The sequence below is a fragment of the Bacillus cihuensis genome, assembly GCF_000504145.1.
Classification (GTDB): Bacteria; Bacillota; Bacilli; order Bacillales; family DSM-1321; genus Peribacillus; species Peribacillus huizhouensis.
The window spans coordinates 18,758-31,253 of record NZ_AYSD01000026.1; the positions used below are offsets into that span (position 1 = coordinate 18,758).

The window sequence follows — 12,496 nt, forward strand, 5'->3', positions numbered from 1 at the left end:
CATAATTGGGTTTTACCAGCTAGCTTTTTTCACGCCAGGAATTTGTCCTTTATATGCAAGTTCACGGAAACAAATACGGCATAGTTTAAATTTACGGTATACAGAGTGTGGACGTCCGCAACGTTCGCAACGTGTGTACTCTTGAACACCAAATTTAGCTCCGCGTTTTTGCTTCACGATCATTGATTTTTTAGCCACGTTTTCGCCTCCCTTTACTTAGAGATTACTTTTGGAACGGCATTCCTAATTGAGTAAGTAGTTCACGAGACTCTTCGTCAGTATTAGCAGTCGTTACAATAACGATGTCCATACCACGAACTTTGCTCACTTTATCGTAGTCAATCTCAGGGAAGATAAGTTGTTCTTTAACACCCAAAGTGTAGTTCCCGCGACCATCAAAAGATTTTTTTGAAACTCCGCGGAAGTCACGTACACGAGGTAAAGAAACAGAGACTAGCTTATCAAGGAAATCATACATACGCTCACCGCGCAATGTAATTTTCGCACCGATAGGCATACCTTCACGTAGACGGAAGCCTGCGATAGATTTTTTTGCTTTTGTTACAACTGGTTTTTGTCCAGATAGAAGTGCTAATTCTTCAACAGCAACATCCAATGCTTTTGAGTTTGAAACAGCATCACCGACACCCATGTTAATAACGATTTTATCCACTTTAGGGACTTGCATTACTGATTTGTAATTAAATTTGCTCATAAGAGCAGGAGTAATTTCTTTTTGGAATTTTTCCTTTAGGCGGTTCATTACTTAGTGTACCTCCCTTCATTAATGACTTATTTATCTAAAGATTCACCTGAAATTTTAGCTACGCGTACTTTTTTGCCGTCTTCAATCTTATAACCAACGCGAGTTGGCTTCCCTGTTTTTGGATCAAGTGGCATAACATTTGATGCGTGAATAGCAGCTTCTCTACTGATGATTCCACCTTGTGGATTCAATTGAGATGGCTTAGAGTGCTTTTTCACGATATTAATTCCTTCTACAAGCACACGATTTTTCTTAGGGTATGCTGCAAGAATTGTACCTTGTTTGCCTTTATCCTTACCAGAGATGACTACGACTTTGTCACCTTTTTTAACATGCATTAGCTTCGCACCTCCTTGAAAGGCCTTTTACGATATTTATCATTACAATACTTCTGGAGCAAGTGAAACGATTTTCATAAAGTTGCTATCACGTAATTCACGTGCAACAGGTCCGAAAATACGTGTTCCACGCGGGCTCTTATCGTCTTTAATAATTACACATGCGTTTTCGTCGAAACGAATGTAAGATCCATCAGGACGACGCATACCGCGTTTTGTACGTACAACAACTGCTTTAACTACTTCACCTTTTTTAACAACGCCACCTGGTGTTGCTTGTTTGACTGTTACAACGATAACATCACCGATGTTAGCAGTTTTACGGCCTGAACCACCAAGAACTTTAATTGTTAGTACTTCACGAGCACCAGAGTTATCAGCTACTTTTAAACGTGATTCTTGTTGAATCATGTACGAAACCTCCCTTCGGATTTAACTTAATCCGAACATAGATTAGATAATTACAGCTTTTTCTACTACTTCTATTAAACGGAAACGTTTTGTAGCGGATAATGGACGAGTTTCCATCACTTTAACTACATCGCCAATTTTAGCTTCGTTAAGCTCATCATGAGCCTTGAATTTTTTAGAATACTTTACGCGCTTACCGTATAGTGAGTGCTTTTTGTAAGTTTCTACAAGAACAGTTACCGTTTTATCCATTTTGTCGGATACAACGCGTCCAGTGTATACTTTACGTTGGTTGCGTTCGCTCATTCTGCAAACCTCCCCTCAATTATCGATTGTTGACACCGATCTCTCTTTCACGAACAACTGTCTTCATACGAGCGATCGATTTACGAACTTCACGAATACGTGCTGTATTTTCAAGTTGTCCAGTAGCTAACTGGAAACGAAGATTAAATAATTCTTCTTTAAGAGATTTTACTTTTTGTTCAATTTCGGCAGTGGTTAACTCTTTAATTTCATTAGCCTTCATTTGATTCACCACCAATTTCTTGTCGTTTAACAAACTTACATTTAATTGGAAGTTTGTGTGCTGCAAGACGTAAAGCTTCTCGTGCCACCTCTTCAGATACACCAGAGATTTCAAACATTACTTTACCCGGTTTTACAACTGCAACCCATCCTTCAGGTGCCCCTTTACCGGAACCCATACGTACTTCTAGTGGTTTAGCAGTGTAAGGCTTGCTTGGGAAAATCTTAATCCAAACTTTACCACCACGTTTCATATAACGAGTCATAGCGATACGAGCAGCTTCGATTTGACGGTTCGTAATCCATGATGCTTCGATTGCTTGAAGGCCATATTCACCGAAGTGTACTTCAGTTCCACCTTTAGCATTACCTCTCATCTTACCGCGGTGTTCACGACGATATTTAACGCGTTTAGGTAATAACATATTATTTTCCTCCTTCCTCAGATTTCTTCTTAGTAGGAAGAACTTCTCCACGATAGATCCATACTTTCACGCCAAGCTTACCATAAGTAGTGTCCGCTTCAGCATGTGCATAGTCAATGTCAGCGCGAAGTGTGTGTAGAGGTACAGTTCCTTCACTGTAGTGTTCAGCACGAGCAATATCAGCTCCGCCAAGTCGACCAGATACTTGTGTTTTGATTCCTTTAGCGCCTGCACGCATTGTACGTTGGATTGCTTGTTTCTGAGCACGACGGAAAGAAACACGGTTTTCTAATTGACGAGCTACGTTTTCAGCAACTAATTTAGCATCAAGATCTGCTCTTTTAATTTCAATGATGTTAATGTGAACTCTTTTACCAGTTAACTGGTTCAAAGCTTTACGAAGTGCTTCAACTTCAGTACCACCTTTACCGATAACCATACCTGGTTTAGCAGTGTGTACTGAAACATTAACGCGGTTAGCAGCACGTTCAATTTCAACTTTTGATACAGAAGCATCGCTTAAGCGTTTCGTGATGTATTCACGAACTTTAAGGTCTTCATGCAAAAGAGTTGCGTAATCTTTATCAGCGTACCATTTAGATTCCCAATCACGAATAATTCCGATACGCATACCGATTGGATTTACCTTTTGACCCACAGTTTACCCCTCCTTCTTTTCTGATACAACGATAGTAATATGACTAGTACGTTTATTAATCGCACTCGCACGTCCCATTGCGCGTGGACGGAAACGTTTCAATGTTGGTCCTTCATTTACGTATGCCTCTGAAACAACTAGGTTATTGATATCCATTTCGTAGTTGTGTTCTGCGTTTGCAACTGCAGACTTCAAAACTTTCTCTACGATTGGAGAAGCAGCTTTTGGAGTTAAGCGAAGAATCGCTACAGCTTCACCTACTTGTTTTCCTCGAATTAAATCTGCAACTAAACGGACTTTACGAGGAGCAATACGAACTGTTCTAGCAACAGCTTTTGCTTGCATGAGATGCCCTCCTCTCGTTAACGTCTTGTTTTCTTGTCGTCACTTGCGTGACCTTTATAAGTACGTGTAGGTGCGAATTCGCCAAGTTTATGACCTACCATGTCTTCCGTTACATAAACCGGTACGTGTTTACGACCATCATAGACAGCGATTGTGTGACCGATAAATTGTGGGAAGATTGTTGAACGACGAGACCAAGTCTTAATAACTTGCTTCTTATCAGTTTCATTTAACTTTTCAACCTTAACGATCAAATGCTCATCAACAAATGGACCTTTTTTTAAGCTGCGACCCATGAGTGTACCTCCCTTCGTGATTGTGCTACGGCTCTATATGTGAACCGTAGTTCAATCCCGTTATTTTTTACGACGACGTACGATAAATTTATCGGATTTGTTTTTCTTCTTACGGGTTTTAGCACCAAGAGTTGGTTTACCCCAAGGAGACATTGGAGATTTACGTCCGATAGGTGAACGACCTTCCCCACCACCATGCGGGTGATCATTCGGGTTCATTACAGATCCACGAACAGTTGGGCGTTTTCCTAACCAGCGTGAACGTCCGGCTTTACCGATGTTGATTAATTCGTGTTGTTCGTTACCCACTTGACCGATAGAAGCACGGCAAGTTGCAAGAATCATACGAACCTCTCCAGAATTTAAACGTACAAGTACATAACGACCTTCTTTACCAAGAACTTGTGCAGATGTACCTGCAGAACGGACCAATTGTCCACCTTTTCCTGGTTTTAATTCGATGTTATGGATTACTGTACCAACTGGAATGTTTGATAATGGAAGAGCGTTACCTACTTTAATATCAGCGTCAACACCTGACATAATCTCCATGCCTACTTCTAGGTTTTTAGGAGCTAGGATATAACGTTTTTCTCCATCTAAATAGTTAATTAATGCAATGTTTGCAGAACGATTTGGATCGTACTCAATAGTAGCAACGCGTCCTGGTATACCATCTTTAACTCGTTTGAAGTCAATGATACGGTATTGACGCTTATGGCCGCCACCTTGATGACGAACTGTTAACTTACCTTGGTTATTACGGCCGCCTTTACGTGTTAAAGGAGCAAGTAATGATTTTTCTGGTTTGCTTGCAGTAATCTCAGCAAAGTCAGAAGTAGTCATATTACGTCGACCGTTAGAGGTAGGTTTATACTTTTTAATCGCCATGTGTATTTCCCTCCTTCTCTAATGAATTAAGCTTCGAATAATTCGATTTCTTTGCTGTCAGCAGTTAGTTTAACAATCGCTTTACGGCGTTTGTTTGTATAACCTGCATGTTTACCCATGCGTTTAAATTTACCTTTGTAGTTCATGATGTTAACTTTCTCAACTTTTACGCCAAAGATTTCTTGTACAGCATCTTTAACTTGGGTTTTGTTAGCTTTTACATCAACTTCAAACGTATACTTCTTCTCAGCCATTGCGTCTGAAGAAGCTTCTGTAATTACTGGTCGCTTAATGATATCACGAACATCCATTATGCTAGAACCTCCTCTACTTTTTGAACAGCAGATTTAGTCAAGATCAATTTGTTGTGTGAAACAACATCAAGAACATTAAGACCATTCGCCTCTACAACAGTAACACCTGGGATGTTACGAGCAGATAACGCAACTTTCTCATCTAAACCGTCAGTTACGATCAACGTTTTAGTTTCAATAGAAAGTCCTTTAAGAACAGCTGCAAATTCTTTTGTTTTTGGAGCTTCGAAAACTAGGTTTTCAAGTACTAATACATTATCTTCAAGGACTTTAGCCGATAGTGCAGATTTAATCGCTAAACGGCGAACCTTTTTAGGTAATTTGTAAGAATAGCTTCTTGGTGTTGGACCGAATACAGTACCACCGCCACGCCATTGTGGTGAACGAATTGAACCTTGACGCGCACGCCCAGTTCCTTTTTGTCTCCATGGTTTACGACCGCCGCCTGCAACTTCTGAGCGGTTTTTCACTTTATGAGTTCCTTGTCTTAAAGAAGCTCTTTGCATGATAATTGCATCAAATAATACAGAATTATTAGGTTCAATCCCGAAAATAGACTCATTAAGTTCGATATCGCCAACTTTTGAGCCAGTTTGAGTGAACAATGTAACTTTTGGCATTCTAATGCTCCTCCTTTCTCAGATATTACTTAGCTTTAATAGCAGATTTAACTTTAATTAAAGCTTTTTTCGCGCCCGGAACATTACCTTTTACTAAAAGTAAGTTACGTTCTACGTCAACTTTAACAATTGTTAAGTTTTGAACAGTTACTTGTTCTCCACCCATACGTCCTGGTAATAACTTACCTTTGAATACGCGGTTTGGAGCAACAGGACCCATTGAACCTGGGCGACGGTGGTAACGAGAACCGTGTGACATAGGTCCGCGTGATTGTCCGTGGCGTTTAATCGAGCCTTGGAAACCTTTACCCTTAGAGATTCCTGTTACATCAACTGTATCGCCTTCTGCGAAAATACTAACTTTGACTTCTTGACCTAATTCGTAATCAGCTGGATTAGCTGAACGGAATTCGCGAACGAAGCGCTTAGGTGCAGTGTTTGCTTTTTGAACATGGCCTTTTTCAGGTTTATTCGAAAGCTTTTCGCGTTTATCTTCAAAACCGATTTGAATTGCTTCATAACCGTCAGTTTCAATTGTTTTCTTTTGAAGAACTACGTTGTTAGCAGCCTCGATTACTGTTACTGGAATAAGTTCACCATTTTCAGCAAATACTTGCGTCATACCGATTTTTCTTCCTAAGATTCCTTTGGTCATTAGTCACACCTCCTGATTTTTCTGTTTTCTATAATTAAAGTTTGATTTCAATGTCAACACCAGATGGTAAGTCTAAACGCATCAATGAATCAACTGTTTGTGGAGTTGGGTTCACGATATCGATAAGACGTTTGTGTGTACGCATCTCGAATTGCTCACGAGAATCTTTATATTTGTGAACTGCACGAAGAATCGTGTAAACAGAACGCTCAGTTGGTAATGGAATCGGACCCGATACAGCAGCACCAGAACGTTTTGCAGTTTCAACAATTTTCTCAGCAGATTGATCAAGGATTCTGTGATCATATGCTTTTAAACGAATACGAATTTTTTGTTTTGCCATTATTTTCCCTCCTTTTCGCCTATTTTCTAAATAGACTTTCTCATTGGAAATTTCCCACACACTCGCCATGGCAAAGCGGCCGGGTGTGTCAGCAACCTTCCAAATCATCGCAGTCAAAGACCAACATTGTCTATTATAACTAATGCACATTAGAAAATCAAGTAAAACTTAAATGTTTCTCTGTGCAACACTTTTACTATTATACATAGTAGGCCACTCTTTATCAAGCTTAATTTATTCTTGTATCTTCACACACTATTAATAAGGAATTTTCAACTTAATTACGTTATATTCAATTTGATAAATAAAATTATTTTATACAGACCCTACTCGTACTTAGTCCCATCCGTATTCATTAAAATCGAAGAGTTTCTTACAAAAAATAACTTAACTTCATACCTATCAATAAGTTTATAAATCAACTAGCGTACCACCTAATTAAACTAACTTCTTAACAATCTTTCAAACAAGGTGCCATAGAATCACAATCATATACCTTATCTTATAGATGAGAACAACCAAAATAATATATGTAAACTGTTTTCTCTTCTCGTGACCTTGAGTTGCTCGTAGGAAAAATAGATAAGAATATTTATGCTAACGCAGCACACCAGATAGATTAAGCATCTGCACTAAACCTTTACAATACCATCTGCTTATAAATAAGTGAAACTTCAATTAGTTGGAGGTTTGCAACATCCCCATAATTGTGAGCCCTGTACTACTTTCGCTAGGATCCATCTCTCCAACTAGATTTATACTGGCAGTTACGCCCCTCCATCGCTTCTCCGATTCCTCTAAGCCTTGATGTTGAAGAATTACTACTGTTTATGCGGAATAATAACCTGATATTACCTTACTTTCTATAATCAATATCTACTATTATACATTTTCTATTTTTGCTCTTAATAGGTGTAAAGCTAGTCTATAAATTTGCTAATAATATTACAAGTTGCTATATATAAAAAAAGAGCTGCCGGCGTCCCAGCAGCTCCACTTGAAAGGCGTCCCTTTCAACTATTTAATTACTCAGTGATAGTAGCAACTACACCAGCGCCTACAGTACGTCCACCCTCACGGATAGAGAATTTAGTACCTTCTTCGATAGCGATTGGTGCGATTAGTTCTACTGACATTTCGATGTTATCTCCAGGCATAACCATTTCTACGCCTTCAGGAAGATTACAAATACCAGTTACATCCGTTGTACGGAAGTAGAATTGTGGACGGTAGTTTGTGAAGAATGGAGTATGACGTCCACCTTCTTCTTTTGAAAGAACATAAACTTCCGCTTTGAATTTAGTGTGTGGAGTAATTGAACCTGGTTTAGCAAGTACTTGTCCACGTTGAATATCTTCACGAGAAACCCCACGAAGAAGTGCTCCGATGTTGTCACCAGCTTCAGCATAGTCAAGTAATTTACGGAACATTTCAACACCTGTTACAGTTGTTGGTTTTGGTTCTTCAGTCATACCGATGATGTCTACAACATCGCCGACTTTAACTTGTCCACGTTCAACACGTCCTGTAGCAACTGTTCCACGACCAGTGATTGAGAATACATCCTCAACTGGAAGCATGAAAGGTTTGTCAGTGTCACGTGTTGGGTTTGGAATATATTCATCAACAGCGTTCATTAATTCATGAATTTTTTCTTCCCAAGCCGCTTCACCTTCAAGAGCTTTAAGAGCAGAACCTTTAATTACTGGAATATCATCACCAGGGAATTCATATTCAGAAAGAAGGTCACGAATTTCCATTTCTACTAATTCAAGTAGCTCTTCGTCGTCAACCATGTCACATTTGTTCATGAATACAACTAGGTAAGGAACACCTACTTGACGAGAAAGAAGGATGTGCTCACGAGTTTGTGGCATTGGACCATCAGCAGCAGATACTACTAGGATTCCGCCGTCCATTTGTGCAGCACCAGTGATCATGTTTTTAACATAGTCAGCGTGACCTGGGCAGTCAACGTGTGCATAGTGACGAGCTTCTGTTTCATACTCAACGTGTGATGTAGAAATTGTGATACCACGTTCTCTTTCTTCTGGCGCACCGTCGATTTGGTCATATCCGCGTGCTTCTGCTCCACCTGCTTTAGCAAGTACAGTTGTGATAGCAGCTGTTAGAGTTGTTTTACCGTGGTCAACGTGACCAATTGTTCCAACGTTAACGTGTGGTTTTGAACGATCAAATTTAGCTTTACCCATTAGGATATTCCTCCTTGAAATAAGAAATTTATATTTTTGAATTATGATGCTGCAAAACTAGGCGATACCTGGAATTGCAGCTTACATAAGTAGTTATACTTTAATAAATGATGAAAATCAATTATTCACCTTTATTTTTTTTAACAATTTCCTCAGAGATGCTCTTCGGTACTTCTTCATAGTGGTCGAAGTGCATAGAGAATGTTCCGCGTCCTTGAGTGTTAGAACGTAGAGATGTTGCATAACCAAACATTTCAGATAGTGGAACCATCGCTTTAACCATTTGTGTGTTTCCGCGTGCTTCCATACCTTCTACACGTCCACGGCGTGATGTAACATCACCCATGATATCACCCATGTATTCTTCTGGAATAACAACTTCTACTTTCATGATTGGCTCAAGAATTACTGGATTACATTTAGATGCAGCATTTTTCAATGCCATAGACGCAGCAATTTTAAATGCCATCTCGTTAGAGTCAACATCATGATAAGATCCGTCAAATAATTTTGCTTTAATATCTACAAGTGGATATCCTGCAAGAACACCGCGATCAAGTGAATCAACTAGACCAGCTTGAACAGCAGGGATGTATTCACGAGGAACAACACCACCGACGATAGCATTTTCAAATTCGAATCCTTTTCCTTCTTCGTTTGGAGAGAACTCAATCCAAACGTGACCGAATTGTCCACGACCACCAGATTGGCGAACGAATTTACCTTCAACTTGCGCAGATCCACGGAATGTTTCACGGTACGCTACTTGAGGAGCACCTACGTTTGCTTCAACTTTAAACTCGCGACGCATACGATCTACAAGGATATCTAAGTGAAGCTCACCCATACCTGCAATAATTGTTTGACCTGTTTCCTGGTCAGTATGTGCACGGAATGTTGGATCTTCATCTTGAAGTTTTTGTAGTGCTTGACCCATTTTGTCTTGGTCAGCTTTTGATTTTGGTTCAACTGAAAGGGAGATAACTGGCTCTGGGAAGACCATTGACTCAAGAATAACTTGGTCTTTGTCATCACATAGCGTGTCACCAGTTGTTGTATCTTTTAAGCCTACAGCAGCTGCGATGTCTCCAGCATGTACTACTGAGATTTCTTCACGGCTGTTTGCGTGCATTTGTAGGATACGACCAACACGTTCACGTTTACCTTTAGTTGAGTTGATTACGTAAGAACCAGATTGCAATGTACCAGAGTATACACGGAAGAATGTAAGTTTCCCTACATAAGGATCCGTCATAACTTTGAATGCAAGTGCAGAGAATGGTTCTGTATCATCAGCATGACGCTCAACTTCTTCCTCAGAATCAGGAAGTGTACCTTTAATTGCAGGTACATCAAGTGGAGATGGTAAGTAATCAACTACTGCATTAAGCATTAATTGAACACCTTTGTGTTTGAATGCAGTACCACAAATTACAGGGTAGAATTCAACACTAAGTGTCGCTTTACGGATTGCAGCTTTAAGTTCAGCTACTGAGATTTCTTCTCCACCTAGGTATTTTTCCATTAGGTCTTCATCAACTTCAGATACCGCTTCGATAAGCTTTTCACGGTGTTCTTGAGCTAATTCAAGATGTTCTTCAGGGATTTCACCTTCAGAAATCTCAGTACCTTGGTCATTACCGTAGAATGTAGCTTTCATTTCTACTAAGTCAATGATAGCTTTGAATTGATCTTCAGCGCCAATAGGTAATTGGATTGGGTGTGCGTTCGCTTGAAGGCGATCATGTAACGTTCCTACAGAATATAGGAAGTCTGCACCCGTTTTGTCCATTTTGTTTACAAACACGATACGTGGTACGCCGTATGTCGTAGCTTGGCGCCAAACAGTTTCTGTTTGCGGCTCAACACCTGATTGTGCATCAAGTACAGCTACAGCACCATCAAGTACACGCAGGGAACGCTCAACTTCTACAGTGAAGTCTACGTGTCCTGGTGTATCAATGATATTTACACGGTTACCATTCCATTGTGCTGTTGTAGCAGCAGATGTAATAGTGATACCACGCTCTTGCTCTTGTTCCATCCAGTCCATTTGTGATGCACCTTCGTGCGTTTCACCAATTTTATGAATTTTACCAGTGTAAAAAAGAATACGTTCAGTTGTCGTAGTTTTACCGGCATCGATGTGAGCCATGATACCGATATTACGAGTATTTGCTAAGGAGAACTCTCTTGCCATCTTGGTCTTTCTCCTTCCTTTTTATGAGAATAATTTTATATAAATCAATCTTACCAACGGTAGTGAGCAAACGCTTTGTTAGCTTCTGCCATTTTATGTGTATCTTCACGTTTCTTAACAGCTGCACCAGTGTTGTTAGCAGCATCCATGATTTCGTAAGCTAAACGCTCTTCCATCGTTTTTTCACCACGAAGGCGAGAATAGTTTACTAACCAACGAAGACCAAGAGTTGAACGTCGATCTGGACGCACCTCAACTGGTACTTGGTAGTTAGCTCCACCCACACGGCGAGCTCTTACTTCTAGTACTGGCATGATGTTTTTAAGTGCTTGTTCAAACACTTCCATCGGGTTGTTGCCAGTACGTTCTTGGATTGTATCAAATGCAGAATAAAGAATTTTTTGTGATTTACCTCTTTGTCCATCAACCATCATTTTGTTGATTAAACGAGTCACAAGTTTTGAATTATAAATCGGATCTGGTAATACGTCTCTTTTAGAAACAGGTCCTTTACGAGGCATTATGTTTCCTCCTTTCGATGTAGTTCATATTTTTAGTTCTATTATTTTTTTGGTGCTTTTGGACGTTTTGTTCCGTATTTAGAACGACTTTGCATACGGTTGTTTACTCCAGCAGTATCAAGCGCACCACGTACAATGTGATAACGTACCCCTGGTAAGTCTTTTACACGACCTCCACGGATTAGTACCACGCTGTGTTCTTGTAGGTTATGTCCGATACCAGGAATGTAAGCTGTTACCTCGATACCATTTGTCAAACGTACACGCGCATATTTACGTAACGCTGAGTTTGGTTTTTTCGGTGTCATAGTTCCCACACGAGTACATACACCACGTTTTTGTGGAGAAGTTACGTTAGTTTGTGATTTTTTAAAGCTGTTATAACCTTTGTTAAGTGCTGGAGATTTTGAGTTATATTCTTTTGACTCGCGACCTTTACGCACTAATTGATTAATAGTAGGCATTAATTTGTCCTCCCTTCACTTTTCAGTTCTAGTACCACACATCCAGGTGGTTCATAAATGAGCAAAAACAAAGTTTTTGCAAAATCTTTTTTGCAAAAACAGTTTTACTTTTTAATGGCAACAGTAGCTGCTCCGACATCAATACCACATGCTTTTCCAAGCATTTGCATCGAATCAACGTACGTGATTGGAACTTCTAATTCTCGAGCAGTCTCTGCAACATGGGCTGTCAATAATTGATCAGCATCCTGTGCAATGATAACCTCTCGAATTAAATATTGTTTGAGAGCTCTCATGGTTTGTTTCGTTCCTATTATCACTGACTTTGCCTGTAGTACTTTTTCATAAGACATCTATCATATCCTCCAAAGTAACAGGTTATCATAGGAGCACCTTTGCAATAATATCACTTAAAATGTCTTTTTGTCAACTTATCTTTTAAAAAAAATAAATTAATACTGACTCGTGATATCATGTGGACCTTTTACATGATTAAACTAAAATCTAA

At 39.6% G+C, this 12,496-nt stretch carries 20 protein-coding genes; all 20 read right to left on the reverse strand.

What is annotated here, in order from left to right; genetic code table 11:
• Nucleotides 1–12: 12 nt before the first annotated feature.
• A complete protein-coding gene (locus V179_RS0104400) occupies nt 13–198 on the reverse strand; it encodes a type Z 30S ribosomal protein S14 (RefSeq protein WP_028390449.1) in 186 nt (61 codons plus the stop codon).
• A 25-nt stretch (nt 199–223) separates the two neighbouring features.
• A complete protein-coding gene (rplE, locus tag V179_RS0104405) occupies nt 224–763 on the reverse strand; it encodes a 50S ribosomal protein L5 (RefSeq protein WP_028390450.1) in 540 nt (179 codons plus the stop codon).
• A gap of 29 nt (nt 764–792) precedes the next feature.
• Nucleotides 793–1,104 (reverse strand): 50S ribosomal protein L24, encoded by a 312-nt coding sequence (rplX, locus tag V179_RS0104410; protein ID WP_028390451.1) that lies wholly within the window; start codon nt 1,102–1,104, stop codon nt 793–795.
• A gap of 42 nt (nt 1,105–1,146) precedes the next feature.
• On the reverse strand, nt 1,147–1,515 hold the full coding sequence (rplN, locus tag V179_RS0104415) for a 50S ribosomal protein L14 (RefSeq protein WP_028390452.1): 369 nt from the start codon (nt 1,513–1,515) through the stop codon (nt 1,147–1,149).
• A 42-nt stretch (nt 1,516–1,557) separates the two neighbouring features.
• A complete protein-coding gene (gene rpsQ / locus V179_RS0104420) occupies nt 1,558–1,821 on the reverse strand; it encodes a 30S ribosomal protein S17 (protein ID WP_028390453.1) in 264 nt (87 codons plus the stop codon).
• A 19-nt stretch (nt 1,822–1,840) separates the two neighbouring features.
• Nucleotides 1,841–2,044, reverse strand: a complete 204-nt coding sequence (gene rpmC / locus V179_RS0104425; RefSeq protein WP_028390454.1) for a 50S ribosomal protein L29 — start codon at nt 2,042–2,044, stop codon at nt 1,841–1,843.
• Entirely contained in the window at nt 2,034–2,468 is a 435-nt protein-coding gene (gene rplP / locus V179_RS0104430; RefSeq protein ID WP_028390455.1) for a 50S ribosomal protein L16, read from the reverse strand. Before rplP ends, rpmC begins: the two co-directional genes overlap by 11 nt.
• Nucleotide 2,469: 1 nt before the next feature.
• A complete protein-coding gene (gene rpsC, locus V179_RS0104435) occupies nt 2,470–3,126 on the reverse strand; it encodes a 30S ribosomal protein S3 (RefSeq protein WP_028390456.1) in 657 nt (218 codons plus the stop codon).
• Nucleotides 3,127–3,129: 3 nt separating this feature from the next.
• On the reverse strand, nt 3,130–3,471 hold the full coding sequence (rplV, locus tag V179_RS0104440) for a 50S ribosomal protein L22 (protein ID WP_028390457.1): 342 nt from the start codon (nt 3,469–3,471) through the stop codon (nt 3,130–3,132).
• Nucleotides 3,472–3,488: 17 nt separating this feature from the next.
• Nucleotides 3,489–3,767: a 30S ribosomal protein S19 gene (gene rpsS / locus V179_RS0104445; RefSeq protein ID WP_028390458.1), complete on the reverse strand. Its 279-nt coding sequence runs from the start codon at nt 3,765–3,767 to the stop codon at nt 3,489–3,491.
• 60 nt (nt 3,768–3,827) lie between these two features.
• A complete protein-coding gene (gene rplB, locus V179_RS0104450; protein ID WP_028390459.1) occupies nt 3,828–4,658 on the reverse strand; it encodes a 50S ribosomal protein L2 in 831 nt (276 codons plus the stop codon).
• Between the two features lie 26 nt (nt 4,659–4,684).
• Nucleotides 4,685–4,972, reverse strand: a complete 288-nt coding sequence (rplW, locus tag V179_RS0104455; protein WP_028390460.1) for a 50S ribosomal protein L23 — start codon at nt 4,970–4,972, stop codon at nt 4,685–4,687.
• On the reverse strand, nt 4,969–5,592 hold the full coding sequence (gene rplD / locus V179_RS0104460) for a 50S ribosomal protein L4 (RefSeq protein WP_028390461.1): 624 nt from the start codon (nt 5,590–5,592) through the stop codon (nt 4,969–4,971). Before rplD ends, rplW begins: the two co-directional genes overlap by 4 nt.
• A 25-nt stretch (nt 5,593–5,617) precedes the next feature.
• Nucleotides 5,618–6,247, reverse strand: coding sequence for a 50S ribosomal protein L3 (gene rplC / locus V179_RS0104465; RefSeq protein ID WP_028390462.1), 630 nt, complete (start codon nt 6,245–6,247; stop codon nt 5,618–5,620).
• 34 nt (nt 6,248–6,281) lie between these two features.
• Complete coding sequence (rpsJ, locus tag V179_RS0104470; RefSeq protein WP_019244375.1) at nt 6,282–6,590, reverse strand: 30S ribosomal protein S10; 309 nt, start codon at nt 6,588–6,590, stop codon at nt 6,282–6,284.
• A gap of 1,025 nt (nt 6,591–7,615) precedes the next feature.
• Nucleotides 7,616–8,803: an elongation factor Tu gene (gene tuf, locus V179_RS0104475; protein ID WP_028390463.1), complete on the reverse strand. Its 1,188-nt coding sequence runs from the start codon at nt 8,801–8,803 to the stop codon at nt 7,616–7,618.
• A 121-nt stretch (nt 8,804–8,924) separates the two neighbouring features.
• Nucleotides 8,925–11,003: an elongation factor G gene (gene fusA, locus V179_RS0104480; RefSeq protein WP_028390464.1), complete on the reverse strand. Its 2,079-nt coding sequence runs from the start codon at nt 11,001–11,003 to the stop codon at nt 8,925–8,927.
• Between the two features lie 50 nt (nt 11,004–11,053).
• Nucleotides 11,054–11,524, reverse strand: coding sequence for a 30S ribosomal protein S7 (gene rpsG, locus V179_RS0104485; protein WP_028390465.1), 471 nt, complete (start codon nt 11,522–11,524; stop codon nt 11,054–11,056).
• Nucleotides 11,525–11,565: 41 nt separating this feature from the next.
• Nucleotides 11,566–11,988 carry a 30S ribosomal protein S12 gene (gene rpsL, locus V179_RS0104490; protein ID WP_028390466.1) on the reverse strand — a complete coding sequence of 141 codons (423 nt, stop codon included), beginning with the start codon at nt 11,986–11,988 and terminating at the stop codon, nt 11,566–11,568.
• Between the two features lie 104 nt (nt 11,989–12,092).
• Entirely contained in the window at nt 12,093–12,341 is a 249-nt protein-coding gene (locus V179_RS0104495) for a 50S ribosomal protein L7ae-like protein (protein WP_028390467.1), read from the reverse strand.
• Between the last annotated feature and the right edge of the window lie 155 nt (nt 12,342–12,496).